We start from the raw sequence: 26,250 nt of genomic DNA on the forward strand, positions 1-26,250 counted from the left end.
TAAGATTAAAGTGTTTCTTTAAATAACTTATGGATACGGCGGTATTCGTCTAACCAGCTTGAAGGCTGAACAAAACCATGTGGTTCCACTGGGAAAATAGCCGTTTCAAAGTTTTGTTTTTTAAGCTCAATTAAACGTTGTACTAAACGCACTGAGTCTTGAAAAAACACGTTATCATCAATCATAGGGGCGTTAATCAACAAGCGTTTGTTTAATCCCTCTGCGTAGTAAATTGGTGAGCTTCGCTCATAAGCAATAGGGTCTACATCCGGATGGTTTAAAATATTCGCTGTGTAACCGGTGTTGTAATGTGCCCAATCGGTAACTGGGCGAAGCGCCGCACCCGATTGAAACAACTCAGGTGCTGTAAACAATGCCATAAAGGTCATAAAGCCGCCGTATGACCCGCCATATGTACCTACCGCTTTAGTATCAACGTTCGCATTTTGCGCCATCCACTTAACACCATCGGCTAAATCTTGTGTTTCAGGTGTGCCCATTTGACGATAAATAGCAGTACGCCAATCGCGTCCATATCCTTTTGATGCACGGTAATCCATGTCCATTACTATGTAGCCTTCATCAGCCAGTAATGAATGAAACATAAACTCACGGAAATACACTGAAAAACCCATATGAGAATTTTGTAAATAACCAGCACCATGATTAAAAATGACCGCTTTACGAGTTTTACCTGTCTCCCCTTCTACGTAATCACTTGGGTAATATACTTTTGCATAAATAGGTTGATCAGTATGGCTAGATGGCACAGCAACAATTTTAGGTGCGGTTAGCTTTTTAGCTAAAAACTCATCAGAAACTGTATGTGTTAACTGCTTAGCAGTAGTATTTGCCTTAGCATCTGCAACGTACAATTCTGTTGGTTTCATAATGGTAGAGTGATTTAGAAGTAACTTACTTTCATCTGGGCTTAGCGTGTAATCAGTCATGCCGTTTAAATCGGTAACTTGCTCATTATTACCCGTTTGCGGATCAACACGATAAATTTCATAAAGACCTGGGTGTTCAACATTTGCTTTATAGTAAATTGCGCTGTTGTCACTTGTAAGCGTTAAGTTTGATACTTCAAATTTACCTTGTGTTAGCGCCGTTGCTTTACCATTTAATGGCTTTTTATAAAGCTGGCTGTAGCCAGATTCTTCCGAAAGGTAATAAAGCGTATTTGAATTATGTAACCAGCCAAAGTTATTAAATGCGTAAGCAATCCACGCGTCATCATGCAAGCGGTGTTGCGATACAAGTTTATTACTTTCAAAGTCTACCGTTGCTATCCAGCGATCTTTGTTATCCCATGCTTCAAGCATAATAGCGACTTGCGAGCCATCATCGTTCCACACTATTGGGCTTTGCTCAAAACCCCAGTCCATAATTAAATTAATACCACGTGGTGTTTTTTCAGATTTATACGTTTTGCCATCACGTGCATAGTTTTCTTTTTTAACTTTTGCTAAAACGTCTTCGTCAAAACCCGGTAACGTATCAAAGCTAAGTGTTTTTTGTGTTTTATCAGCTAAGTTAATGTAAACAAGCTCTGATGTTTGCTCTTTTGCATCGGCTACACGACGGCGTGCTTTTTTAGGCTCTATTGTCGCGTCATTTGTAATGTAGTTAGGCATAATATCGCCTTCACCACGCCACGACTGCTGCTTTTGAACAACAACTATTAACGCATCGCCATTTGGCGAAAGCTGAACTTCTTTAACTGTATTACCATCGCCAAGGTAGTAACTTGTATTTGCAATAGAGCTATTTTGCTCGTTAATTTGCTTGTTGCGAGTTTGCTTATCTTGCTTATTTTTTTGCTGTAATGCGACAAATTCAATAAGCTTGTGCTGCTCTTTAGCTATGTAACTACTTGGTTCTTGCAGCCCTTTAGGCTCATCGGCTAATTTTAAATTAGCAAGCTCAGTTGTAAGCCCTGTTTTTAAATCAACCTTAAAAAACACATTGCCTTGGCGATAAACTAAATCACCATTATTTAAAAACTGTGGTTTAGATTCGCTAGCTGACGTGGCGGTAATTTGTTTAAGTTCACCCGTTTTTAGGTTTTTAACAAATACATTGCCTTTAAAAGTGTAAGCAGCAAGCATTTTATTTTTTGAATAAACAGTTTTTGAAGACCCAACCGTGTGCAACTTATTAAGCGCTACTTGCTGTGCTGTTTGACTTGTAACTGGTTGGCTATATACATCGCGAAGCGTACTACCTTGCTGTTTTTGAGCATAGATAATAGTAGAAGAATCAGCTGCCCAATAGGCGTTTTCAGGCTTGTTACCCATCCAATCAGGATCGGCCATTGCTTGCTCTAGCGTTATATTTTGCGAGCCTACATTGGCAGGTGTGTTTACAACCGCAGCAACTTTAGTTGCTGGTAAAGCGCTTTGCTGTGAGGAGGTAGTATTAGCGGTTGCACTACAGCCGGCAAGCATAACACTTGAGGCGACGGCCAATGCCACTAACGTTTTAGATGAAGAAATATTAAAAATCATAGTGCTTCTATACGGTTATTATAATTAATCCATATTTAAGCAGAAGCACATAAGTTATTGCAATTTTTTAAGATAAATAGCTATTTAATAGGGTAAAGTTCAGTTTACTCTACAATTAAGTCTAGCCAAACCAAACGATGATCGCTTGATGCGTTTCTATCTTTAATTAAACGATACTCGTTGCTTGATTTTGTTGGCCAAAATACACCACCGTTCTTAATTTTTAAGCCATAGTTTGACGGTAAAACGTAATCAACACGTGCTTGCCAGTTCGCCGTATAATTTTGCGCTTCATTTGTGTCGTATTGCTCTTTTGCGCCTGCACTTTGCGGCACAAAGCTTGCGTTGATAAGTGCGTTTTTAAGTATTTGATCTGTTGTATTTGTACGGGCTTTATCGCCCTCAGGGGATGCGTTTAAATCACCTAAAATAATAAAACGAGAGTCCGCTTTTAACCCGCCTTTTTGACCTTTATCATCGTAAATGTAAGCTTTGTTGCTCACGTAATCGGCAATTAGCCTTACTTCATCGTGATTACGCTTACCATTTCTATCCTCGTCACCATCAAATACAGGTGGTGTTGGGTGTGAGGCCAGTACGTGCAGCGTTTTATTATTGACTTTAACGGGTAAATCCCAAAACGATTTAGAGCTTAGCCTAAGTGCTTGCCACTCGTTTTTGTTATACCAGTTCTCACCTGTTTTAGGATCTGTTGGCATTTGAGCATTTGGCATATCTTTGTATTTAAATTTTTGCAGCGTTCTTACTTTATCAAAATCGATAGGATATTTAGACAACACAGCCATGCCATAATGACCTTCAAAAAAGCCAAAACCTTGTGCATCAGCCATTATGCCTGTACTTTTACCATCGTTATCTAAGTCAAAATGAGTGGCTAAGCCTGTATTTACAGGAGCAATAAAGCTATAAGGGAAATCAATAACTTGCTGATTGTTTTGGCTAACGTTTAAGTAATGTTTTTTAAAATACTCAATGCCCTGCTCTTTAGGTATGTAATCAAATTCGTTGAGTAAAATAATGTCTGGTCGTACACGCTGAATAATTTCAGCAATGTTTTTAATTTGCTGGTGGTTGGCTTTAAGCGCGTTAGCTAAAGCATCACTTTTAATTTGCTCACCTTTTGGCGTGTGATTAGTTGCATCCATACTTACATTAAAGGTAGCAATGCGTAAGCTCTCACTTGCTAATGCGTTAAAGCTAAATGAAGCGGCGATAACAAGCGCGCCATAAATTGTTTTTAGTTTCATTATTTTACTTCACAAATTTGAAAAATAGACTTTAACAGTATTACATATTTAAAGCCTATTTTTATGACAAAAAAATACCGGCTAAAGCCGGTATTTATATAATTAATTTAGGCAAGTTATGCTAGCTAAGCACTAAATTGGCAGCTGCTTTTAAAATACCTGGATAGTCTTGCTCAGGTAGGTACTCTGTCAGTTCACCAAGTTTGTCTGCAAGCTCACTCATATTAACCGCCGATACATTAATATGACCCATTTTGCGACCCGGCTTAGCTGTTTTACCATACCAGTGGCTCGTTACATCAACCGTTTTAAGTACATCACTTGGAATACTTGGTTGACCTAACACATTGATCATCGCCGTAATGTGTTTAAGCTCTGTATTACCTAGAGGCAGCCCTGCAACAGCACGCATATGGTTTTCAAACTGCGAACAGTGACAACCTTGCTGTGTCCAATGCCCTGAGTTATGAACTCGCGGCGCAATTTCATTAACTAACAATGTGCCTTGCACATCAAAAAACTCAATGGCCAACACACCTACATAATTTAGCTCATTCGCTATTTTAGTAAATGCGTCTACAGCTTGCTGCTCAACTTGATGATTGTTTTTACCCGCAATAGAAAGCGTTAACACACCATTGGTGTGCTCGTTTTCAGTTAGCGGATAAATAGCTACATTACCGTGTTTATCACGCGCACCAATAATAGAAACTTCACGATCAAACGGGATCATTTTTTCAGCAATAATAGTATGCGGCGCTTCTTCAGTGCCCGATGCTATAAAATCAGCCATTTGTGACCAAATTTCGTCTATTTGATCATCTGATTTTAATCGCCATTGCCCTTTACCGTCATAGCCTGCTTGGCATGTTTTAATAACAAGTGGCTTACCTAAGTTTTTAACGGCAAGTTCTAAATGCGCTTTTTCAGTAATTAGCTGGTACGGCGCACAGGTTACGTTAGTTTTATCTAGTAATGCTTTTTCAAGAGCACGGTCACCACCGGTTTTAATAGCGGCTTTTCCTGGGAAAAACTTATTACTGTTACAGCAAATCGTTAATACATCATCTGGAATGTGCTCAAATTCAGCGGTAATTGCATCAGCTGATTCAATAGCTTGTTCAAGCGTGGTTGAATACACTTCGCCTGTTAGCGGGTGAACAATTTTTTGGCTGCCAACATCGTAAGCAACCACATTTAAATTAAGTGGTGCACCGGCTAAGCTCATCATACGTGCTAGCTGGCCTGCACCTAAAATTAAAATAGTCATTATTACTCTGCAGGGTTTGGATTAGCTAAAATAGTGTCGGTTTGCTCTTTACGAAACGCTTCAATTTTTGCAAAAATCTCTGGGTTTTGGCACCCTAAAATTTGAGCCGCTAATAAACCAGCATTTGCAGCACCCGGCTCACCAATAGCCAATGTACCTACTGCTACGCCTTTTGGCATTTGGCAAATAGATAAAAGTGAATCAACACCATTTAAGGCTTTTGACTTCACTGGCACGCCCAATACAGGAAGCGATGTAAAAGCAGCAGCCATACCAGGTAAATGTGCTGCACCGCCAGCACCGGCAATAATTACTTTAATGCCTCTATCGGCTGCTGAGCTTGCATAATCTGCAAGTAATTGAGGAGTTCTGTGGGCTGATACCACTTTGGTTTCGTACTCAATGCCAAATTTTTCTAGCATAAGTGCTGCGTGTTCCATGGTTGGCCAATCTGATTTAGAACCCATAATAATGCCAACAGTCATAAATACTCCTCAGTAATGTATTTTCAAAATAGCGGACTTATGTCCGGTTTTAGGCGGGTATTATACCCAAAGCCACATTAATTGCGACTAATACAAAGTGCCAAAAACAAAAAAGCCATGTTTTAGACATGGCTTTTTAAAGTTTAGGAGTTAAAAGAGCTTACGCTTCTTTACTCGCTAGGTATTCTGCGTAATTGCCTCTAAAGTCAATAATTTTACCATCTTTAACTTCCCATATACGGGTCGCTACCGATGATACAAATTGACGATCGTGAGATACAAACAATAACGTACCTTCGTAAGCTTCAAGGGCTAAGTTAAGCGCCTCGATAGATTCCATATCCATGTGGTTAGTTGGCTCATCCATTAATAATATGTTTGGTTTATGCATCATAATTTTACCAAACAACATACGGCCTTGCTCACCACCTGATATTACTTTAACTGACTTTTTAATATCGTTTTGTGAAAACAACATACGTCCTAAGAAACTACGAACAACTTGCTCGTCGTCGCCTTCTTGCTGCCATTGCTCCATCCACTCAAACAGATTCATGTCGGTTGCAAATTCGTCAGCATGATCTTGTGCGTAGTATCCAATGTTAGCGTTTTCAGACCACTTATACTCACCACCTTTAGGTGCTAAGCGTCCTGAAAGAGTATTAAGTAAGGTTGTTTTACCTACGCCGTTTTCACCAATTATGGCAATGCGCTCACCTACTTCCACTAAACCTTCAAGGCCTGAGAATAACGTGTTGTCTTCAAAACCTTGGCTAAGGCTTGTCATTTCTAGCGCGTTACGGAATAACTGCTTTTCTTGTTCAAAACGAATAAACGGTGTTTGACGAGAAGATGCTTTTACTTCATCTAACTGAATTTTGTCGATACGCTTAGCACGCGATGTTGCTTGCTTAGCTTTAGACGCGTTAGCCGAGAAACGCGATACAAACTGCTGAAGCTCTGCAATTTGGCTTTTCTTTTTGGCATTTTCACTCAATAGGCGCTCACGTGCTTGCGTTGCTGCAAACATGTATTCGTCGTAGTTACCTGGGTAAATACGCAGTTCACCGTAATCTATATCGGCCATATGCGTACACACTGAGTTTAAAAAGTGACGGTCATGCGAGATGATGATCATAGTACAGTCGCGCTGATTAAGAACATCTTCTAACCACTTGATAGTATAAATATCCAAGTTATTGGTCGGCTCATCAAGTAGCATGATATCTGGATCAGAAAACAGCACCTGTGCCAGTAACACACGTAGTTTAAAGCCTGGTGCAATTTCAGACATTGGGCCATAATGCTGCTCAGTAGCAATACCAACACCTAATAAAAGCTCACCCGCTTTAGACTCAGCAGAGTAACCGTCCATTTCAGCAAATTCAGTTTCAAGGTCAGCGACCTTCATACCATCCTCTTCACTCATTTCTGGTAATGAATAAATACGATCGCGCTCTTGTTTAATATCCCATAACTCTTTGTGACCCATGATCACAGTATCGATTACAGAGTATTCTTCGTAAGCAAACTGGTCTTGGTTTAGTTTAGCAACACGCTCATTTGGATCAGTGCTTACGTTACCCGAAGATGGCTCAAGTTCACCACTGAGTATTTTCATAAATGTTGATTTACCACAACCATTTGCGCCAATTAAACCATAACGGTTACCTTCGCCAAATTTTGCTGAGATATTTTCAAATAACGGTTTAGCACCAAATTGCATGGTGATGTTAGCTGTACTAATAATAGCGCTACCCTCCAAGGGAGACAGGATATATTTAAATTGCGCGCAGTTTAAACCAAAATGGCCTATTTTTCTATGAAAGTTTAAAGGCACACGCACTTAACGGCTCACAATTTAAACCCGCTTTAGATTACTAATTATTATTCAATTTGAGTACATTAAAATTCATCGATAAACAATTTTACAATTCGCACTAAAATTTAGAGTAATTACTTTTAACGTGTTTGCGTGTTTATTTAACTCATTTATGTATATGCGATCATATAAAAAGGCTATATTTATGAAAATAAAGCACTTTAGAGCTTTTGCACTAGTCGTTGTTTTTAAACAACATGAAAATAATTCAAATTAAAAAACTTCCCCTCCGCTTTTTTCTAATCCTTTTTACTTATTACTTAACTGTAAAAACAAACTTCAGCAACACATAAAAAACAACGTTAACCTTAAGTGAATATTCATTAATTTTTACGCTCAAATTTATTGAGTATTTTTCACTTTTGAGCTGTTTATTGCTTTGCTAGTCTTCGAGCCTGAATTTTTACCTACGCACTATTTACACAGGGCACACACAAGATGAGCAAAAAATTAGCAACACTTATCAGCGCAAGTATTGTATTTGCACCGACAGTTTCTGCGGTTGAATTATACAAAGATGATAAAAACACAGTAAAAGTGGGCGGATATCTTGATGTACGTGTAATCAACACACAAAACGAAACCGAAGTAGTAAATGGCACGTCGCGTATTAACTTTGGGTTTACCCGCAAACTCAAAAATGACTTCTCTGCCCTTGCACTTGTGGAATGGGGCGTAAACCCAGTGGGTAGCAGCGACATTATTTATAATAATCGCTTTGAATCAATTCAAGATGAGTTTTTGTACAACCGTTTAGGTTATGCCGGCCTTTCACATGAAAAATACGGCCAGCTTACGATTGGTAAGCAATGGGGCGCATGGTACGACGTGGTATACGGCACGAATAACAGCTTTGTATGGGATGGTAATGCCGCTGGTGTTTACACGTACAACAAAGATGACGGCGCAGTAAACGGTACAGGCCGTGGCGATAAATTAGTACAATACCGTAATAGTTTTAACGACTTTAGCTTTGCAGTACAAGCGCAACTTAAAAACAGTGAATTTTATACCTGTGACGTGAGTGACATTACAGAAGAAGAATGTGAAACGCTTTGGAATGCAGGCGATACAGCTGCCCAAGAAGTAGAATTTAATTACACATTTGGTGCATCTGTTACCTACACTCCTACCGATATGCTAACCCTTACAGCAGGCGTTAACCGTGGCGAGTTTGATTTAACCTTTGGTGATGGCTCTACTCGTAACGTTGAAGATTTAATTTATGGCGCTGGTATTATGTGGGGCAGCATTGATAAGCAAGGCCTTTATGTTGCTGCAAATGTTAATAAGAACAAAAACCACGATACAGACAATATTGGTCGTTTAATAAAAGACGCCATTGGTATAGAAACGTTTGCATCGTATCGCTTTGATAATGATTTTCGCCCTTTCATTGCCTACAACGTATTTGATGCAGGTGATGATTACGTAATTCAACCAAACTTTAACGCTGATCCGAACGATGAATTTAAACGACAGTTTGCCGTTATCGGGCTCCATTACTTAATTGATGAAGACACCATTGCTTACGTTGAAGCACGTAAAGATTTTAGTGACTTTGAAAGCGATGATAAAGATCAGCAAGCACAAATGGAGCAGTCAGAAGATGACGGCATCGCATTTGGATTTAGATATAAGTTTTAAAACGAGCACTCCTCCCTAAACACAACCCTTTTAGCCCTTTTAACTTTTTAACTGGGCTTTTTTTACGCCATGCTTTTTTGTATTTGTTGCCTTGCATTAAGCGCTATATCAACAAATGCATTTACAGCTGCATTAGTCGCTGCTTTTTTAAATTGAATTTCTACCGGTATTTGCGTAGTTACATTATTAAGCTTAATAAAGTGGCACCCATCACTGTATAACTTACGCACGCAATAAGGCGCAATAGCAACGCCAAGCCCAGCGGCCACCTCGGTCACTAACGTTTGCATATGTCGAGGTTGGCTAATAATGTTCGGTGAAAAATGAGCTTGTTTGCATTGCAAAATGGTTTCATCAAAAAGCCCTAACGCTTCTTCGCGATTAAAAATAATAAATTGCTCATCTTTAAGACGCTCTAAATCAATGCTTTTACTAGTAGCAAGAAAATGGTTTTGATTAACAATAGCCACTAACGAGTCAATATAAATACAGTGGCTTAAAAACTCATCGGCAATTGAACTTGGTAACGCTCGAGAAAACGAAATATCAATACGCTCATTTTTAAGTGCCTCTATTTGCTCTGTAGCTGTCATTTCGATAAGTGTAACGTGAACTTGTGGGTACTTTTCTTTATAGCTACGAACGAGCGACGCCATAAACGATAAACACGCAGAGCTTAAATGGGCAATCGTTAGCGACCCAATTTGACCATTTTGAGCGCGCTTAACTTTTGTTTTGGCCTGTTGAGTTAACTCAACAATTGCATTTGCATCTTTTAATAACTGTTCACCCGCTTCAGTAATAGCGACATCGCGTGAATTTCGTAAAAACAATACAACATCAAGCTCGCTTTCAAGCTGTGCAATATGCCTACTAATTGCAGGTTGCACGGTATGTAGCTCTTTTGCAGCTTCTGAAAAGCTCTGATACTTAGCCACGCTCACAAAGCTTTTTAATGTTTTAATATCCATAACACACCTTAAATACAATATTTGTATAGATTCTATAAAATAATATCATTTTTGTTATAGGTAAAGAACTCATACCATAGCCCTACAGTTAACAAAGCAAGATAGCTATGACCAAGCCTGAACAAAACCAGCAGTTAAGTCGATTTATTTTATTACTAATGACCGCTGCAATTGCAGCAACCGCTGCAAACCTATATTACAACCAACCCATACTGCCTTTAATGAAAGTCGCGTTTAATTTAACCGACGCTCAATTAGGGAGTATTCCTGCACTAACCCAATTTGGTTATGCCTTTGCGCTTTTATTTATATCGCCCCTTGGTGATTCACTGCCAAGGCGAAAACTAATCACTATTTTGTCTGGTTTGTTAGTTGCAGCATCGCTCATTGCGGCATTAGCGCCCAACTTAACCGTATTACTTATAAGCGTATTTTTAATTGGCGTAGGCGCCAATATTACTCAGCAACTCATTCCCTTTGCGGCTTCAATGGTGAGCGCTCAAAACAAAGGCGCCACACTTGGTACGTTAATGATGGGGTTAACACTTGGAATATTACTTTCACGTACGTTGAGTGGTTTTGTTGGTGATCACTTTGGCTGGCAAAGTGTTTTTTATATGTCGGCGCTATTAGCCACATTGTTTGGCACCCTACTTTATGTATTTTTACCCGTTAATAAACCACATGCTAATTTAAGCTACTTAGCGCTTATAAAAAGTAGTTTAAATTTATTTAAACAATACAAGCAACTGCGTATGTTTACGTTTTCAGGCGCATTTTGGTTTGCATCGTTCAATGTGCTTTGGGCAACGCTTGCAATCTATGTAAACAATGAGCCATTTAATTACAGTGCTCAACAAGCAGGATTATTTGGTGTTATAGCCCTTGCAGGTGTTATTGGCGCAAAATTAGCGGGTAACTTTGTAAGTAAGCTTGGTTCTAAAAACGTTATTGCCATATCGCTTAGCTTAATTGCAATAGGTTTTTTAATTACCGGACTATTTGGTAGCAGTTTAGTGGCGTTAATAGTTGGCATTATACTCATAGACTTTGGGGTATTTTGCGCTCAGGTATCAAACCAAGTACGGGTATTTAGTATAGATCCAAGTGCACAAAGCCGAATAAACGGCATTTATATGCTCGGTTATTACATTGGTGGTGCTGTTGGGTCTGCTGCAGGTGTAAAAGCATTTGATTTATACAAATGGGATGGCGTAATTGGCATAAGTATTACTTTTATAGTTATTAGCGGAGTTTTTAATGCCCTTGCTAAAAAAGCTTAATTTTTACATTAATTGGAGAAACGATGAATTCACTCAAAGCGGCCGGTAGCTTTACGTTATTATGTATTGCCAGCTTAACCATAATGGTTGGCACTCTTTTAGCGCCAGGCTTAGTTAGTATTTCAAACGGTTTAGGTATAACTAATAACTCTGTACTTTTAATTACATTACCTTCTTTAGGTGCTGTTGTATTTGCGCCAATTGCCGGGCGGTTAATAGATAAATATGGCGCGTATAAACTTTTAATAATTGGATTATTTTTATATGGCTTTGTAGGGGCTAGCTGCTATTTTTTATATGGTCCAACACTTGTATTTATTAACCGATTTATTCTTGGTGGTGTAACGGCCATAGTGATGGCTGGCTGTACTGTATTAATTTCTACTTGGTACAAAGGTGAAGCTCGCTTAGGCATGATAGCTAAACAAGGCATGGCAATAGAACTTGGCGGAGTAATATTTTTATTTTTAGGTGGTTATTTAGCTTCACAGTTTTGGGGTTTACCGCTAGCGCTTTATTTAATTGCCTGGGTATTTTTAGCCATGCTTTTGTTTTTTGTTCCAAGCAAACATAAAGCAAGCAACCAAGTTGAAGAACACATAACTGATAATACAAAAGCCGTTATTGGCGCCTTTTCATTAAAAGGGGTTTATATAGTTTCTACCCTCGCGATGACTATATTTTTTACCTCCACCGTTTTATTACCTATTACTATGAGTGCACTTGACTATAACGAATCTCAAATAGGTGAATTACTCGCATTTATATCGTTAGTAGCTGTATTTACAGCGGGCGTAATGCCAAAAGCAACTAAGCTAATTGGTGAAACAAACGTACTGGCACTGGCGTTTTTAGGTTTTGGATTATCGTATGTATGTTTTACCCAACCAAGTACCCTAGTTTTAATTTTAGGTGCAATATTAATAGGTATAGGTTTTGGCTTTAGTATCCCGCTTTTAAACCACATGACGGTAGAACTCAGCGCAGAAAACGTACGTGGTCGTAACTTATCGTACTTTACTATGGCGGTATTCTCTGGGCAGTTTTTTACCTCGTTTATGGAATATATACCTGGGGGAATTCATGACGTATTTATTATTTGCTCCATTTTAAGTGCTGTTGTTGCTGTTACCTTATTTGTTAAAAATAAAAAGCAAGCAGCTGAGCAGAACCTTAGTTAAGGCTAGTTAAAGCTAAACCCATGAGAGCTGAACGGTAACCCCGCAGCTCTCTGATTTTCTACTTAAAAATATAACCCTATTGCATAGATAGATACTAAACCAAACTTAGTATGATGTGTTCTTGCAATAATCCACCAGCGGTTACTTTTAAATAAGCCTAACTTTGCTTAACTTCATTTTGTTTATTCAAAATAAGGTCTCTAACAGTAATCATGTTTAAGCGTTAAGCAATTAGGTTTAACATAATAACCAATAAAGCCATTACTGTATATAAGTACAGCGGTGGCTTTTTGAAACTCAATACGCCTTACCCTTAAAAATAAAGAGTAAAACTACTTAAATAACAGACAATTAGATGAATAGTAAACGAGTGCATGTTAGCTTAATAATATAGTAAATAGCATTAACTGTATAAATATACAGTTAATGCTATTTAGTTAAGCTTTGTACAAACTCTTTATAATCAACAAGAGCTTTAGCCACACTTTGCTTAGGGTTGTCATTATGTTCTGCGTTTGGGTTAACTGTGCTATGCCACATTAAATTAACGTTAGGATTTGCGTTAAGCGTTGCTTCTAAATTTTGGAAAGCCTCCAACATTAGCGGATGCTCTGCCCCGCCAACCGTTAAATATAAAAATGTAGGCGCTTTAATTTTTGGGTTATTTGTTTTTAAAAAGTCACTAAAGCGTTTAACAACACTCATATCGTCGTACCAAGCTGCAGGGCTAAATGCGAAATACCCATTAAATAGCTCAGGTTTAGTATGCAGTGTATAAAGTACAAAGCTTCCCCCTGCCGAAAATCCACTTAATATACGCTGATCATTCAATTTATAATGGGTTTGCAAATAAGGGAGTAATTCGGCTTCTATAAACTTTAAAAACTTATGAGCCTCTCCATTAGGTTCTAAAAGCGTTTGAAACTCGGGGCGAGGCTCAGTATTTACCTCTTGGCGAGCATAAGGCGGCACTAAGTCACGGTTACGTGTAGTTTTCCAAAACTTATTAGGGATAGATACTAATATAGCACCATCCCATTCACCGGCTTTTCTTTGCGCGGTTAAAGTTCGATCCCAATTATCTAAATTAAAATTACCGTCTGTTTTAATAATTAATGGGTAAGCTTTACTCTTATCGTAATTGGCAGGCAACCTAATAAATACCTTACGCGATTCGTTAAGCACTTTAGACTCAATGGTTATGTCAGTAAACGCCGATACATAATGGTTATAATATCTAATAGCCGTTACAGCCAAAGCTACCATCACAATGGCCAAACACACATTTACTAAATGGTACTTTGATATTTTTATTGCCATTAGCGAATCCTCTTTTGCATTTAATCTATTTTTACCCATTGCTCTATTTCAAGCGCCGTCATAATTAGTTCTACCGAAAAAGCCGCTAAAATCATGCCCATTACGCGAGTTAAAATAGATGCGCCGCCCGTACCAATTAGTTTAATAATTTTACCCGAAAGTAATAACAGTATTAATGTGACTCCTAATACACCAAGCGTAACAAGCGCAGTGCCGATTTGAGTGGTAATGGGGTGTATATGGTTATCTGTAAGGAGTATTACAGCCAAAATAGCGCCTGGCGTAGCCGTTGCAGGTATAGCCAGTGGAAAAACAGCTATATCGTGCCCTGGATCTTGCTTTGCTTTATTAGAGTCGCTGCCAAAAATCATTTGCAGGCCAAACAAAAACAATATAATTCCGCCCCCTAACTGAAACGAAACCAACCTAATACCCATCGCATTAAGTATTAGCTGCCCTATTAATATAGATCCCAGTAAAACAGCCCCGGCATAGAGCACCGTTTTAAATGCAGTTTTACGACGTTGTTGATCATTTAAATGAGAAGTAAGCGCCGCAAATAGTGCCATGGTGCCTATTGGGTCTATCGTAGCCCAAATAACGAGGGCATCTTGAGATAGTTTTTCTAGCATATAAAATCCTTGTTAAGCGAACACGTTTTAAAAACTCGGGTAACAAATTCATTTGCTTACACTTCACTATAAGTCAAAGAGGTTAAATTTTATATTTTATTTGTTCCTGTAATGATAAGTTTTTTAACGAGTATTCACTATAACTGCTTATGCCATATAGAATGCTCGCGCAAACTAAACCCCAATTTTAAAAGTAAATTATGAGAACGCGCATTATGCGCGCTTACCTCAGCGCTTAAATGTTTAAGGCCAATATGCTGTTTAAGTGTTTTTATGAAGCCAGTTATTACCTCAAACATAACGCCTTTATCCCAAAAGTTTGGGTGAAGCTCAAAACCAATAAACGCACTACTTTTACACGCCGATAAATTGTAAAGCCCACAGGTCCCCATTAACTCGCCGGTAATATTATGTTCAATTGCGACTCTAATCACTTCGCCTTCGTAATAGGCGGTAATATCATCTTGAATTAGTTGTTTAATTTGGCTTTTACTCAGCGGCGTATTGTAATCGTTAAACTCGCTCACTTGCGGGTGATTCAAAATAGTAAATAATTGCGGGGCATGTTTGTGGGTAATTAAACGCAAAGTAACGCGTTCGAGCTCAATTGTTTTAAACATTTTATTTAGTGAATTAAAATAGCGCTTTATGGGCAAGCATTATTAACTTACCATACCCTATTAACAAGCATTATATTTAAAGTAATAACAGTACAGAGGCTCAAATGAGTGATGATTTTAAAGTAATACAACCTACCACAACTGTGTATTGTCCTAAGCGCGGCGAGGGCTGGACCCTAACCGGCATTACTAATATAAATGAGTTTACCTCAGTCATGTTTGATGGCACACGTTACACGCTTCCCGCTCGCGAAATAGTAGAAGAGCTACTCCCTAACCAGCTAGCTCGAGAACAAAATAGCTAACGCCCCAATAAAAAAGGCTGCAGTTATGCAGCCTTTTTTATAATTTACGCCAATTTAAAATGTATCGTCTTCACTGTATACATTTACTTTGAGCTCATCGTCGTCTTCAAATACAACAAACGAAATAGGCTTACAGCATACTTGGCAGTCTTCTATGTATTGCTCATCAATGTCAGCTGCATCAAGTAATACTTCAATGCTTTCGCCGCAATACGGGCAACTTATCGATTTTTCGGTTAACTGGTTCATTTAACACCTGCTACTTTTATCTCAATGCTTTCACTTTAATAAACACACTCTAATAATACAACATTGTGCTACAGAGGTTAGCTAATGTACGTATGGCCTTAATTAAAAACCATTACGTATATTACTTTTTCCGCTATTCACGTTAGCCTACTAAAAATAATGAAATAGGTTTTACAGTTAAAGGGTCTAACTATTAAGAATATGTATTTAAACCCACACTAGAGGTAGATTATTATATGAAAAACTCACTTACGCTTGCATTAACATCTGCCGCAATTTTGTTTAGCACTTTTTCTCATGCTGCAAAAACCGAAAAAGCAGTGTTAGCCGGTGGTTGTTTTTGGTGTATGGAAAGCGACTTTGAAAAACTCGAAGGCGTAAAAGATGTAATATCTGGTTTTACAGGCGGTAAGCTTAAAAACCCGACCTACAATGGCAATCATCAAGGTCATTACGAGGCTGTGCAAATTACTTACGATCCGGATGTGGTGAGCTACAAAGATATACTTGATCACTATTGGGTAAATATTGATCCCTTTGATGCCAAAGGCCAATTTTGTGATAAAGGGCCAAGTTATTTAAGCGCAATTTTTGTAGCTAACGAGCAAGAACGAAAAATAGCAGAGCAAACCAAGCAAGCCGTTGTAGACGAGTTCCCTAATCAAACAGTGGTAACGCCAATATTAAGTACCAGCACCTTTTACCCTATTAAAGGTAAAGAGAGCTTTCATCAAGATTATTATAAAAATAACCCTATTCGTTACAACACATACCGCTGGCGCTGCGGCCGGGATAGTCGCCTAGAAGATATTTGGGGCGATAGAGCAACTCACTAACAAGTTAATAATTATAAATTTGATGGGTTAGGTGTTAACTCATCAAATTTAATCGTTATTTTTAATCTCTTCTTTAAAATTATCATGATCTGAGAGTATGTGTTGTTTAGGTATAAAAACCATCACTGTTACAGCAATAGCTAACACTATTACAAACCTCAGGATTGATATAGTGACAAAGGGCTCTAACAAATTCACTAAAAATAACAGTGGAATTACAGCAATAATACCAATTAGTTTATGCCTTTGGGTAAACTCATGCAGTGCCCCGCATTCAGTACACCTATACTTTGTAGACATACGGGCAACAACAAACCAAGCTAGAGATATACTCTCTTGGCAATTCAGACATTTTGGCAACATAGAAAATCCATTTAAAACTTTTAACGTACAAGTAACCGCTAACCATAAATTAAACTCTAGATTATACAATTCGCCCCCAATTATAAACATTATTTTGATACTGTTTCCTAAAACAGCTTATTTATCTAAGTTTATAAATATAATAAATTGCACTCCTTAATTGATAAACCTAATTCAACAACTGGAGTTACACATTATGTCTGCCACCCAATTACAACTTGCTCGTGCTCTAGCGTTACCTTCAAGAGAGGCCATGTTAAACCGTGAGCACTCTGTACAGCATTTCTGGTACAACAACGACCAACTACTTACACAAGCCTGGAAAGAGTGGGAAGAAACCGAAGTAGATACAACCACCTTTACCCTTGACGATTCGTTACTAGATAAAAACTTACGTGAAGCCGTTAATGCTGCATGGCAAGATCCATCAAAAGAGCATTTAGTAAAATCACTACTAGAAGAAGTTGCTCCTGATGTGTTTCAGTTCCAATTTTTTGACCCTGAGCGCCTAGCCATTTTACGTGGCTACCTTGAACAAGTATGGAACTCTAACATTCCTATGCGTCCACCGTACGGTATTGTATTAAACCGCCGTGGTGCCATGCTCGACAAACGATCTGAGGGCTATTTAGCAGCGCCAAGTTTTCAAGCATTTTATAACGAAATGCTAAACACTTATATGCGCCCTATTTCGCGCTTATTGTTTCCTGAAATAATTGGCTACGATACGCAAACATTTGGATTTTCTATTTACTACGATCCAAATACAGATGCATCGATTCGCCCACATACCGATGCATCAGCGGTAACGTTAAATATTAATTTAAATTTACCGGGTGAGGAATTTACAGGTTCTGAGCTTGATTTTTACGACCAAGTAAATGGTAACGTTGTACAACTTGGCTTTAAACCAGGCACCGCAATGATACACCGAGGCAATGTACCTCACGCAGCAAAACCTATTACCAGTGGCGATAGAACAAACTTTGTATTATGGCTGTTTGGTGATCGCGGCCGTTTACCAGCGCAAGGCGCACAACGCCCTGGGGTAGAGGCTAAAGAGCGTTGGAGTACACCGGTTACAACACCTGATGGTTACGCGCCATTTTAATATTGTTTAAAAAAACAGATAACTATCAGCCCATTAAAGCTAACTAATAGTTAGTTTAATGGGCTTTTTACTTGTTGCATAACGAGTTAGTTACTATCTTTTTAATATTAATAATTAATTTATTGCAGAAAAAATGACGTTAAACACCATTATAATAGCCACATTACTAATGTCGCCTTTTGTTAGTGCCACCACCACACAACAAAAGCTCGTTGTAGGCTTTGGTGAAAAACTCCCCCCTTTTGTATTTCCTCAGTCAAATAGTGGCTTAACAGTAGATATTATTACAGCGGCTTTAACACCACTGGGCTACAAAATTGAGGCACTTTATTACCCGTATACAAGGCGTGCTAAAGACTACAAAAAAGATAAAATTGATGTAGTAGCAGATATCAATTTAAATACTGCCAACGGAAACCTCCTAAAAGGCTATTTATCAAGCGAGTCTTATGTTTACGAAAATGTAGCTGTCGCTTTAAGTAAAAATAACTTTAACCTTAGTAAAATAGCCGATTTAAAAAATTATAGTTTATTGTCTTGGCCAAGTGCAGCCATTCACCTAGGAGATGAGTATGCAAATATGGTTAAAGCTAACCCGCGTTATAACGAAATCCACGACCAATCGCTTCAAGTTAAGTTTTTGTACTTAAATAAGGTTGATGTAATACAAATGGATAAACAAAGCTTTAACTACTTTCGCGCAAATATAAAAGATATTGATACAACACAAAAAATTGATAGGTTTGCTTTGTTTGGTAAAAGTCCTAATGGGTATTTATTTAAGTCCAAAAAAGTGCGCGATGACTTTAATGTACAACTTAAAAAGCTCAAAGAATCCGGCGAGTACAAACAAATATTTGATAAATACCTAGAATAATTAATTCAAATAAACAAAAGGCTACCTAATTAAAGCAGCCTTTTTTAGTTTTGAATTTATAGTTTAAAATTAAAAGTTTAAAACTTATATGATGCAGAAAACTTAACGTTTCTTGGTGTACCAGGTTGTACCCACGCATCGGCAAACGAGTTTGTGTAATACGTTTCATCAAACAGGTTATTTACCTCAGCCGTAATTCCAATCGCGTCTGTTACATCGTAATTTACAAAAGCACGGGCTGTTGTGTAGCTTGGTAACTCAAAGTCGGTACCAAAAAAGCCGTTACGCTTGCCCACATGTAATAAACCACCACCAAACTTAATGGCTTTACCGTATAGAACTGTTGATTGTACTAATTGTAAGCTAAGCTGTTGCTCTGGCACGTTTAATAGTGACGCGCCCGCTTCTACTGTGTAACCAAAGTTGGCATCAAAAAATGAGTTTTCGATTGTTGCATCAACGAACGCATACGACGCCCAAACTTCAAGCGTATCGGTAAGCTCACCCGTTAGGTCTATTTCTATCCCTTTACTTTGTGCTTCACCAATGGCTGCGTAAGTAAACGCTGTTGCATCGTCTACTACTAGCATGTTGTCTTGCTCTACTTTAAACACAGCAACAGTACCAAATAATGCGCCATCGTTTAATGTAAATTTAACACCCAGCTCAGCAGATGTAGATTGGTTTGGCTCAAAACCATCGCCATTAGCATCGGCACCCGAAAGCGGACGGAAGTTCTCACCGTAAGCACCATAAACAGATACATAATCGCTTGCTTCATAAACTACACCAAACTGCGGGCTCACGCGTGACTCAGTTTGTTTAGTGTTAGTGTTAGCTAAGCGGTTATTTAAGCGCTGCTCGTAATCATCAAAACGTGCACCAATACGTATATCTAACTTATCGGTTAGGCTTATTTGATCTTGAATGAATACCCCTACCGACTCTTGAATCTCTACGCGGTCAGTATTTGATGTTGGCGTTGGTAATTCATACGCGCCATAAACAGGGTTAAATACATTAATGTATTGATCGCCACGTACACGTAAAATGACTTGGTCGTTTTCAAATTTATCGGCATCAACACCCATAATTAAACGGTGCTCAAACCCGCCAAGCTCAAGATTACCACTTAACTCAGTTCTAAATACTTGGTATTTCGCATCAAAGTCGCGGTAGCGTCTAAAGCGATTTACTTCGCCATCAATTACGCCACCAAAACCAGTTTCGGTTGCAAAGCCTTCCATAGAGGTATCACGGTAGTTTGCACCAAATAAAATGCTCCAGTTATCATCAAAGTCATGAATATACTCTAACTGGTGCCCTAGTACATCGGCTTCAATTGGGCCATCGCCCGGCTCACCTAAAAAGCGGCTTTCAGGTATAAGGCCAAGTTCGCCATCTATGGCTAATACACCTCTATCAAACGGTACTTCTTGGTCGCTATATTCAAGCTCGTATATTAGTTGGCTGTTATTATTAATATTCCACACGATTGACGGGCTAAAGCCTTGCTTAGTGGTTTCTATGGTATCTCTAAAGCTTTCGGCGTCTTCATAAAAACCAACCAGTCTAATTGCTACGTCGTCGTTAAGCGCTGTGGTGTAATCAACATCGGCGCGGTAAGTATCAAAACTACCTACAGAGAGCTTAATTTCACCTGCGGTGTCAAACGTTGGGCGTTTAGTAACTAGGTTTACGGTGCCACCTGGTTCACCACGGCCAAATAAAGCCGCGCGCGGACCTTTTAAAACCTCTACCGACTCAATACCCGACAAATCACGTGAGCCACCAAAGCCACGTCCTGCATTAAAGCCATTTACTAAGTAATTACTTGGCAGGTTTTCATCGCCTACAAAGCCTCGCAACGAAAAGCTATTCCACAGCCCACCAAAGTTGTTTTGGCGCGCAACCGAGGCTGATAAATCAAGCGCTTGATCAAGACTTACTGCGCCTGCGTTTTCAAGGGCTTCTAAATCAATTTTAAGCTCTGACTGAGGTGTTTCTAAAGGGCTAAAGTTACCTTGATAAGCCTGGCGAGATGCAACAACGGTTACTTTTTCAATTGCGTCATCCTTTACGCTTTTACTTTGCTGGTTTTGCTCAGCGGCCATAACGTGGCTGCTAAATAAGCCTAATAAGCAAGTACTTAAATAGGTGAGCTTAAGCCCTTTTGTATTGGTTTTCATTGTGAACCTTGTGAGTAATGTAAGTATTTTATAGTTATGTAGTAATTTTAATCGCGCTAAACAGGTACGTTTAGCGCTGTATTCTTAGTTGCTGCTTTGCGTGGTGTTTTCAAAGAGTGGCATGTTTTCAAGGGCTGCTTTAGTTGGGTCGTCTTTGTAAAATAACCACGGGTAATAAAACTCGCGTAATTGTTGATGATAATCTCTAATTTGCTGCTCATAAGCATACGCGGCAATTGAATCGGTATTGGCTGCACGGGTTAAGCTGCGCTGCAATAACAGCGGTGGCGAAACCCAAGATACAAAACCGGCTAACTCGTATTTTTTAGCGGCTGCGTCGCGATAGGCCTTTGAAAGCTCTGCCGCTTTTAAATCGCCCATTTGTTGAAATGCGTAATACCACTTCCATTCAAATTCGCTTTTCATATCAATATATGGTGCAAGCGCTGGGTACTCTTTAATAAAAGGCTGCATAGTGGAAGCTTTTGGTAAATCCCACGCATCATTTACGGCCTCGCGTTGAGTAAGCATAATGTCGCCACCTTTAGGCGAATGCACTGACTTGTTTATAGCAAGGTCGCCTAAAATAGGAATAATAAAAGCAAACAACACCCACAAACCAATTAAGCTAGAGGCAACACGTGGCGCACTGGTTGCGTTTTTGCCCCACCACACACTCAGCGCAGTCCAAAATGCAAGGTAGGCAATACACAACAGCGATACATACGCCACTTCATACGCGCTTGCCCCAGCTATAAATCCGCCTACAAAAAATGGCAGCATTAAACACACTATTATTGCTACAAACCTTACGGTTAAACGAGCGCCCCACAAAGCAAAGTAAGACTTAGCTGTAGTGACTAATAAATCGTGCCTACCGCTGGTACGCTCGCTTGCAAATAAATCATGAAACAACAAAATAATAACCAGTGGCGCTAGCGCACTAATTACAAACACAAAATCTATTTTACCGGCTTGAGCCAGCTCAGCATTTTGTGCATCGCTTTCGTAAATTTGCCCCTCAAGCGCTAATAAATTAATGCGGTGTTTCCACGGGAATATATCGCGCTCGCCTAAAGCAGCAAATGCCAGGTTAGATGGCTGCGAGTACGTTAAATGAAAGCTGTAATAAGCCAACATGCCTGCATCGCTTTGCTTTTTCTGTACTTTAGCGCGGTCGCTTTGATCTGCTGCTTTTAAGCGCTCTATTGTTTGCTGCTGTGCGCTTACTTCGCTTAACCCGCTGTAAATAGCAAAACCCGATAAAACAACGCTACACAGTAGTAATACAACTACGTATTTTTGGCGCAATAAAAAGCCCCATTCACGCATAAGTTGTGTAATTAAATAGCTCATAACAAACGTTTTCCTACCAATTTAATACCGCCCACAAGTACTACAATCCACAGAAATAACTGTAAAAACGCAGGTACACTTCTTTGTGCTCGAACATCTGCACTGTCTACATTAAAATTAAAGTCTTGTAGTATTTGCCAGTTTTGGGCGCTTACACGTGCTTTTTTAGTGGCTGAGGCATCAGCATTGCGGTTCATATCATCTATGTAATCAAGCTCTTCAATATGAATTTTGTTAAGCCCTTGCACAAAATCAAAACGCAGCTGTTCGCTTTCACGTAAAAAACGATGATGGGTTTCTATGCTGGTGCCCACTACAATCATAGAGAGCGAGCGAATAGCCACCATAGGGGATACCCAACCAAAATAACGCGATACCTGCGTTTGCTTAAGTTCATTTTGCATACGTTGCTCAGCAAATTGGTTTAGTACTTTGGCTTGTTTAGCCTCTGATTCACTGGCTACTAAACCTCTAAAGTTTACCGGCAGCTCATCAATGCTATTTACGTTGTACTTTTTAAGGAGTGATTGTTTAAATTGCTTAAATGCAGGGTCGTTCGTGTTATGGCCATCGCCTAGTTTTCTAAGCTCGGCTTTAACAGCAAAATCGGTTTCTATTTTACCGGCAGATGGCACAGCCGTTGAGGCCGTAGTACTTGCTACGCGCGGCATAACAATACACAGTAAAATCCATACAAACGCAAGCGCCGTAAAACTACCACTGTTTTTACTAAACACGCTCGATGCGAGTAAAATCAGTAATACCCACACAGTTAAATATAAAGCGTAACCTACAACAAAACTGGCAACTGCTAATAAACTTTCACCCGCAGATACCGTAAACAAAGCCGATACAGCCAGTGGCGCAATAACCAAGCCCACTACCGAAAGCAGTGCTAAACCTTTACCGGCAATAAGCGTAATACCCGACGTGCCTTGCGCTAATAAGTACGACAGCGTTTGCGATTCACGCTCACGACTAATAGAGCTGTAGCCAATTAATATAAGCAGTAACGGCGCTAATGTTTGCACTATAAAAGCAGGCGTTAAGCTACCTAATTTAGTAAGCGCTGTACCTTGGCGTTGATCGGCAAACATTGCACTATTTTGCCTATGTCCTTCTAAAAATATTGAGTTACCTGTGTATGCGTCAATACCTGGGTCGAGGGTGCTCAGTGGTGAAGGCGTTCTAAAGGCATAGTGCCCATAGTGCACCATTCTATGTGGGTGACGATCGGGCTGATCAACAAAACTTTGCTCGGCATTTGATTGAAGTTCATGGCGATCATGGCTAAGTTCAAGCATAGTAATTGCGGTCACCACAACCGATGAAAGCGTAAGCAATAAGCCAATGGCTAAAACGGTCATTGCTAGTTTTGAGCGAAGCCAATAGCGCCATTCATCTTTGGCAACTATAACCATTTTTGAAAAATTATTTATACTCATTACGCGCCTCTTTGCGCAAAGGCTGCGTGCACTTGTTCAGTATCAATACGGCCGTTTTCTGGCGCGTCAAATTCGCCCACCAGCTCACCAGCTCTTAGTAACCCAATACGGTTAGCTACTTGGCAGGCGCCGTATACATCATGCGTAACCATTAAAATAGAAGCACCCGCTAATGCAAGCTCGCGCACTAACTGGTTAAACTCATCTATGGCAACAGGGTCAAGGCCCGAGGTAGGTTCATCAAGTAAAAATATCGGGGCTTCACGTAAAATAGCCAGTGCAATCGCGGTTTTTTGCCTCATGCCTTTAGAATATGTTTGCATAGGGCGCTCCCACGCCCCTTCTTGCAAAGCAACACGATTAAACGCGGCATTAATCTGCTCGTCTGTTTTATTAATATCAGCAAGTGATAAAAAATACTCTACGTTTTCGCGTGCTGTTAAATGCGGGTATAACGTTGCAGACTCAGGTAAGTACGCCGTTTTAGTACGAACAAAGTCAAGTGCTTTGCTCACCTCTTTACCCGCTACTTTTACTGAGCCTTGCGTTGGTTTATTAAAACCCAGTAACGTTTTTAAGGTGGTTGATTTACCCGCACCGTTACCGCCAAGTAGTGCATAAATTTCGCCTGAGCCCACATTAAAGTTTAAGTTTTTTAAAATAGCGTTATTTTTAATGCTAAAACTAAGCGAGTCCACTTCAATAATGGCTTTCTGAGTCGCACTATTATTGTCATTTTTTTGAGCGTTTGATTGTTTTGCAATTGTAGAATCATTATTAGATGTGTTGTTAACCGGTACGTGTGTTGTCACATTCAAGCTCTTTCATAAATTAGAATTCGGCGAATGTTATACTATACCAACAATTAAATGCAACAATATAACGTTATAATCATTAACAAATGAGACAAAGTAAATATGAGAGTTACAATAGATATTGCAAATAGCCTTATTGCGGATTTTTATATATGCAGCTAACTAATCTTTATGGACTTAACTACCGGTATAAATTACGTTTTATAAAGTTATTTAACATTAAAAAATAAAATTTATGCTAGTCCTAAATAATGTCATTTTCTTAAATGCATCATTCTTATGCATTTAAAAAAGTACATGTTAATGAAGTTGGTAATTTAATAAATTGTGCTATCTTTTTATTATCTACATTATAAAAATACGGGCTAACATGTTGTTCCGAGGTACTATTGCCATAGCAATATTGGCAACCTTTGCTGCAAATAAAACCTATGCAAACGACATTGACGTGCAATTTAGTGGTTTTGCATCCTTAACCCTTAGTTACACTGACGATTCAGATATTGGTTTTGCATCTAGTTATTCAAATGTGAACGAATCTGGTTTTTCAGCAACGCGTGATTCAATTTTAGGTGGTCAGGCTAATATATCACTGGCCAAAAATTGGGACTCTGTAGTTCAACTAGTAATACAAGATCATGCCTTTAAAAGCTTTGATAATTTTTTAGAGCTCGCCTTTGTACGTTATCGCCCATCACGTAACTGGGCCATCCGCGCAGGTAGGTTAAACAGCGACCTTTACTTACTGTCTGAGTACCCTTACGTTGGATACGCTTACTTATGGGTGCGCCCGCCTCATTCGTATTACTCATTTGCAAACATTGCAGGTAATTTTGATGGAATAGACGTTGAATACAGTAAAGCCATTAACGATGGCTTCTTACGCTTAAAACTTGCTTATGGTAGCTCCACAGCAAAGATACAAGCCTATAATGACGACTTTTTTATTGATTTTGATAACTTAACAACCCTTAGTGCAACATACTCTTTAGATGCATGGACAATGCGTTTTTCGTTATCAAGGTCAAACTTTGGCGATTATAAACTAACCGCGTTGGACGAATTTATAACCGCACTCGATTTAGTACCACAAAGTATATGGCCGCAAGCACAAAGTATATCTAACAAATTTAACACCAAAGGCAACAGCATAGAATACGCAGCCTTTGGCGTTACTTACGATAATAATAATTGGCTTATTCAATCTGAGTTAGGTATTTCAGAATCCGATTGGATAATAGCTCCATCTGTATTTAGCACTTATATTAGTGCGGGTTACAGAGTAGATGATGCAATATTTTACACAGGCTTTACGGCAGCTAAAAATCGCCATGATGTAGTTGAAGTAAACAGCCCTATTTTTCCACCAGGTACTCCTGAGCAATTTTCTGTACCTATACAACAACTCGCGGTTGCCACTCAATCTTCAGTTCAAATTACGAATGTTCACCAGCACTCTGTTAACGTAGGCGTAAAATGGCATTTTTCGGATCGCTTAGTATTTAAAGCGCAGTTAGACCGCTTTGATATAAAGCCTCAAGGTGCGGGGCTATGGAGCCTTAGTAATCCTGCTGATGCAAATAAAAGCAACAAAGTACATATACTCAGTTTAAATGCTAGTATGGTGTTTTAGTT

General features: G+C 39.1%; 23 protein-coding genes. 8 read left to right on the plus strand and 15 right to left on the minus strand.

What is annotated here, in order from left to right:
* Positions 1 to 5: 5 nt before the first annotated feature.
* The 5 genes from ALFOR1_RS08400 to ALFOR1_RS08420 all read right to left on the minus strand — a co-directional run bounded on the left by ALFOR1_RS08400 (position 6) and on the right by ALFOR1_RS08420 (position 7,283).
* Complete coding sequence (locus tag ALFOR1_RS08400; protein WP_104642674.1) at positions 6 to 2,510, minus strand: S9 family peptidase; 2,505 nt, start codon at positions 2,508 to 2,510, stop codon at positions 6 to 8.
* 104 nt (positions 2,511 to 2,614) lie between these two features.
* Positions 2,615 to 3,778, minus strand: a complete 1,164-nt coding sequence (locus ALFOR1_RS08405) for an endonuclease/exonuclease/phosphatase family protein (protein ID WP_104642675.1) — start codon at positions 3,776 to 3,778, stop codon at positions 2,615 to 2,617.
* Between the two features lie 121 nt (positions 3,779 to 3,899).
* On the minus strand, positions 3,900 to 5,048 hold the full coding sequence (locus ALFOR1_RS08410; protein WP_104642676.1) for a 5-(carboxyamino)imidazole ribonucleotide synthase: 1,149 nt from the start codon (positions 5,046 to 5,048) through the stop codon (positions 3,900 to 3,902).
* A gap of 2 nt (positions 5,049 to 5,050) precedes the next feature.
* On the minus strand, positions 5,051 to 5,533 hold the full coding sequence (purE, locus tag ALFOR1_RS08415) for a 5-(carboxyamino)imidazole ribonucleotide mutase (RefSeq protein WP_058550060.1): 483 nt from the start codon (positions 5,531 to 5,533) through the stop codon (positions 5,051 to 5,053).
* 160 nt (positions 5,534 to 5,693) lie between these two features.
* Positions 5,694 to 7,283 (minus strand): ABC-F family ATPase, encoded by a 1,590-nt coding sequence (locus tag ALFOR1_RS08420; RefSeq protein WP_104643645.1) that lies wholly within the window; start codon positions 7,281 to 7,283, stop codon positions 5,694 to 5,696.
* A 570-nt stretch (positions 7,284 to 7,853) separates the two neighbouring features.
* Between ALFOR1_RS08420 and ALFOR1_RS08425 the strand changes: the two genes are divergently transcribed.
* The gene (locus ALFOR1_RS08425) at positions 7,854 to 9,062 is read left to right on the plus strand and encodes a porin (RefSeq protein WP_104642677.1); all 1,209 of its coding nucleotides are present in this window, start codon (positions 7,854 to 7,856) and stop codon (positions 9,060 to 9,062) included.
* A gap of 62 nt (positions 9,063 to 9,124) precedes the next feature.
* Here ALFOR1_RS08425 and ALFOR1_RS08430 read toward each other — a convergent pair whose 3' ends face one another.
* Complete coding sequence (locus tag ALFOR1_RS08430) at positions 9,125 to 10,033, minus strand: LysR family transcriptional regulator (RefSeq protein WP_104642678.1); 909 nt, start codon at positions 10,031 to 10,033, stop codon at positions 9,125 to 9,127.
* Positions 10,034 to 10,140: 107 nt separating this feature from the next.
* Here ALFOR1_RS08430 and ALFOR1_RS08435 point away from each other — a divergent pair, with 107 nt between their 5' ends.
* Both ALFOR1_RS08435 and ALFOR1_RS08440 read left to right on the plus strand, forming a co-directional pair.
* Positions 10,141 to 11,316: an MFS transporter gene (locus ALFOR1_RS08435; protein ID WP_104642679.1), complete on the plus strand. Its 1,176-nt coding sequence runs from the start codon at positions 10,141 to 10,143 to the stop codon at positions 11,314 to 11,316.
* Positions 11,317 to 11,339: 23 nt separating this feature from the next.
* Complete coding sequence (locus ALFOR1_RS08440) at positions 11,340 to 12,497, plus strand: MFS transporter (protein WP_104642680.1); 1,158 nt, start codon at positions 11,340 to 11,342, stop codon at positions 12,495 to 12,497.
* 429 nt (positions 12,498 to 12,926) lie between these two features.
* On the opposite strand, the gene ALFOR1_RS08445 is transcribed toward ALFOR1_RS08440, so the two are convergent.
* The 3 genes from ALFOR1_RS08445 to ALFOR1_RS08455 form a co-directional block, all read right to left on the minus strand.
* On the minus strand, positions 12,927 to 13,817 hold the full coding sequence (locus ALFOR1_RS08445; protein ID WP_104643646.1) for an alpha/beta hydrolase: 891 nt from the start codon (positions 13,815 to 13,817) through the stop codon (positions 12,927 to 12,929).
* A gap of 20 nt (positions 13,818 to 13,837) precedes the next feature.
* Complete coding sequence (locus tag ALFOR1_RS08450) at positions 13,838 to 14,449, minus strand: MarC family protein (RefSeq protein ID WP_104642681.1); 612 nt, start codon at positions 14,447 to 14,449, stop codon at positions 13,838 to 13,840.
* A gap of 137 nt (positions 14,450 to 14,586) precedes the next feature.
* The gene (locus ALFOR1_RS08455; protein ID WP_058550067.1) at positions 14,587 to 15,069 is read right to left on the minus strand and encodes a GNAT family N-acetyltransferase; all 483 of its coding nucleotides are present in this window, start codon (positions 15,067 to 15,069) and stop codon (positions 14,587 to 14,589) included.
* A gap of 104 nt (positions 15,070 to 15,173) precedes the next feature.
* Here ALFOR1_RS08455 and ALFOR1_RS08460 point away from each other — a divergent pair, with 104 nt between their 5' ends.
* Positions 15,174 to 15,374: a hypothetical protein gene (locus ALFOR1_RS08460; RefSeq protein ID WP_002962626.1), complete on the plus strand. Its 201-nt coding sequence runs from the start codon at positions 15,174 to 15,176 to the stop codon at positions 15,372 to 15,374.
* Between the two features lie 54 nt (positions 15,375 to 15,428).
* Here the strand turns inward: ALFOR1_RS08460 and ALFOR1_RS08465 are convergent, their stop codons facing one another.
* Positions 15,429 to 15,623, minus strand: coding sequence for a CPXCG motif-containing cysteine-rich protein (locus tag ALFOR1_RS08465; RefSeq protein ID WP_058428886.1), 195 nt, complete (start codon positions 15,621 to 15,623; stop codon positions 15,429 to 15,431).
* A gap of 236 nt (positions 15,624 to 15,859) precedes the next feature.
* On the opposite strand from ALFOR1_RS08465, the gene msrA reads away from it, so the two are divergent.
* Positions 15,860 to 16,459, plus strand: coding sequence for a peptide-methionine (S)-S-oxide reductase MsrA (gene msrA, locus ALFOR1_RS08470; protein WP_104642682.1), 600 nt, complete (start codon positions 15,860 to 15,862; stop codon positions 16,457 to 16,459).
* 48 nt (positions 16,460 to 16,507) lie between these two features.
* On the opposite strand, the gene ALFOR1_RS08475 is transcribed toward msrA, so the two are convergent.
* The gene (locus ALFOR1_RS08475; protein WP_104642683.1) at positions 16,508 to 16,912 is read right to left on the minus strand and encodes a hypothetical protein; all 405 of its coding nucleotides are present in this window, start codon (positions 16,910 to 16,912) and stop codon (positions 16,508 to 16,510) included.
* Positions 16,913 to 17,018: 106 nt separating this feature from the next.
* Here ALFOR1_RS08475 and ALFOR1_RS08480 point away from each other — a divergent pair, with 106 nt between their 5' ends.
* Entirely contained in the window at positions 17,019 to 17,933 is a 915-nt protein-coding gene (locus ALFOR1_RS08480; protein WP_104642684.1) for a 2OG-Fe(II) oxygenase family protein, read from the plus strand.
* Positions 17,934 to 18,066: 133 nt separating this feature from the next.
* A complete protein-coding gene (locus ALFOR1_RS08485) occupies positions 18,067 to 18,810 on the plus strand; it encodes a substrate-binding periplasmic protein (protein ID WP_104642685.1) in 744 nt (247 codons plus the stop codon).
* 77 nt (positions 18,811 to 18,887) lie between these two features.
* On the opposite strand, the gene ALFOR1_RS08490 is transcribed toward ALFOR1_RS08485, so the two are convergent.
* From ALFOR1_RS08490 to ALFOR1_RS08505, 4 genes are all read right to left on the minus strand, one after another.
* Complete coding sequence (locus ALFOR1_RS08490) at positions 18,888 to 20,999, minus strand: TonB-dependent siderophore receptor (RefSeq protein WP_104642686.1); 2,112 nt, start codon at positions 20,997 to 20,999, stop codon at positions 18,888 to 18,890.
* 84 nt (positions 21,000 to 21,083) lie between these two features.
* Positions 21,084 to 22,355: a DUF3526 domain-containing protein gene (locus ALFOR1_RS08495; protein ID WP_104642687.1), complete on the minus strand. Its 1,272-nt coding sequence runs from the start codon at positions 22,353 to 22,355 to the stop codon at positions 21,084 to 21,086.
* The gene (locus tag ALFOR1_RS08500) at positions 22,352 to 23,800 is read right to left on the minus strand and encodes an ABC transporter permease (RefSeq protein ID WP_104642688.1); all 1,449 of its coding nucleotides are present in this window, start codon (positions 23,798 to 23,800) and stop codon (positions 22,352 to 22,354) included. The genes ALFOR1_RS08495 and ALFOR1_RS08500 overlap by 4 nt, the downstream gene beginning before the upstream one ends.
* The gene (locus ALFOR1_RS08505; protein WP_104643647.1) at positions 23,800 to 24,564 is read right to left on the minus strand and encodes an ABC transporter ATP-binding protein; all 765 of its coding nucleotides are present in this window, start codon (positions 24,562 to 24,564) and stop codon (positions 23,800 to 23,802) included. The genes ALFOR1_RS08500 and ALFOR1_RS08505 overlap by 1 nt, the downstream gene beginning before the upstream one ends.
* Before the next feature lie 421 nt (positions 24,565 to 24,985).
* Between ALFOR1_RS08505 and ALFOR1_RS08510 the strand changes: the two genes are divergently transcribed.
* The gene (locus tag ALFOR1_RS08510) at positions 24,986 to 26,248 is read left to right on the plus strand and encodes a hypothetical protein (RefSeq protein WP_104642689.1); all 1,263 of its coding nucleotides are present in this window, start codon (positions 24,986 to 24,988) and stop codon (positions 26,246 to 26,248) included.
* Positions 26,249 to 26,250 lie beyond the last annotated feature (2 nt).

Origin of the sequence: Pseudoalteromonas carrageenovora IAM 12662, assembly GCF_900239935.1 — a bacterium.
Taxonomy (GTDB): Bacteria; Pseudomonadota; Gammaproteobacteria; order Enterobacterales; family Alteromonadaceae; genus Pseudoalteromonas; species Pseudoalteromonas carrageenovora.

Coding starts and splice junctions, on each gene's coding strand:
- ALFOR1_RS08400 (WP_104642674.1), bottom strand. CDS start 2,510: ATGATTTTTAATATTTCTTCATCTAAAACGTTAGTGGCATTGGCCGTC.
- ALFOR1_RS08405 (WP_104642675.1), bottom strand. CDS start 3,778: ATGAAACTAAAAACAATTTATGGCGCGCTTGTTATCGCCGCTTCATTT.
- ALFOR1_RS08410 (WP_104642676.1), bottom strand. CDS start 5,048: ATGACTATTTTAATTTTAGGTGCAGGCCAGCTAGCACGTATGATGAGC.
- purE (WP_058550060.1), bottom strand. CDS start 5,533: ATGACTGTTGGCATTATTATGGGTTCTAAATCAGATTGGCCAACCATG.
- ALFOR1_RS08425 (WP_104642677.1), top strand. CDS start 7,854: ATGAGCAAAAAATTAGCAACACTTATCAGCGCAAGTATTGTATTTGCA.
- ALFOR1_RS08430 (WP_104642678.1), bottom strand. CDS start 10,033: ATGGATATTAAAACATTAAAAAGCTTTGTGAGCGTGGCTAAGTATCAG.
- ALFOR1_RS08435 (WP_104642679.1), top strand. CDS start 10,141: ATGACCAAGCCTGAACAAAACCAGCAGTTAAGTCGATTTATTTTATTA.
- ALFOR1_RS08440 (WP_104642680.1), top strand. CDS start 11,340: ATGAATTCACTCAAAGCGGCCGGTAGCTTTACGTTATTATGTATTGCC.
- ALFOR1_RS08445 (WP_104643646.1), bottom strand. CDS start 13,817: ATGGCAATAAAAATATCAAAGTACCATTTAGTAAATGTGTGTTTGGCC.
- ALFOR1_RS08450 (WP_104642681.1), bottom strand. CDS start 14,449: ATGCTAGAAAAACTATCTCAAGATGCCCTCGTTATTTGGGCTACGATA.
- ALFOR1_RS08455 (WP_058550067.1), bottom strand. CDS start 15,069: ATGTTTAAAACAATTGAGCTCGAACGCGTTACTTTGCGTTTAATTACC.
- ALFOR1_RS08460 (WP_002962626.1), top strand. CDS start 15,174: ATGAGTGATGATTTTAAAGTAATACAACCTACCACAACTGTGTATTGT.
- ALFOR1_RS08465 (WP_058428886.1), bottom strand. CDS start 15,623: ATGAACCAGTTAACCGAAAAATCGATAAGTTGCCCGTATTGCGGCGAA.
- msrA (WP_104642682.1), top strand. CDS start 15,860: ATGAAAAACTCACTTACGCTTGCATTAACATCTGCCGCAATTTTGTTT.
- ALFOR1_RS08475 (WP_104642683.1), bottom strand. CDS start 16,912: ATGTTTATAATTGGGGGCGAATTGTATAATCTAGAGTTTAATTTATGG.
- ALFOR1_RS08480 (WP_104642684.1), top strand. CDS start 17,019: ATGTCTGCCACCCAATTACAACTTGCTCGTGCTCTAGCGTTACCTTCA.
- ALFOR1_RS08485 (WP_104642685.1), top strand. CDS start 18,067: ATGACGTTAAACACCATTATAATAGCCACATTACTAATGTCGCCTTTT.
- ALFOR1_RS08490 (WP_104642686.1), bottom strand. CDS start 20,999: ATGAAAACCAATACAAAAGGGCTTAAGCTCACCTATTTAAGTACTTGC.
- ALFOR1_RS08495 (WP_104642687.1), bottom strand. CDS start 22,355: ATGAGCTATTTAATTACACAACTTATGCGTGAATGGGGCTTTTTATTG.
- ALFOR1_RS08500 (WP_104642688.1), bottom strand. CDS start 23,800: ATGAGTATAAATAATTTTTCAAAAATGGTTATAGTTGCCAAAGATGAA.
- ALFOR1_RS08510 (WP_104642689.1), top strand. CDS start 24,986: ATGTTGTTCCGAGGTACTATTGCCATAGCAATATTGGCAACCTTTGCT.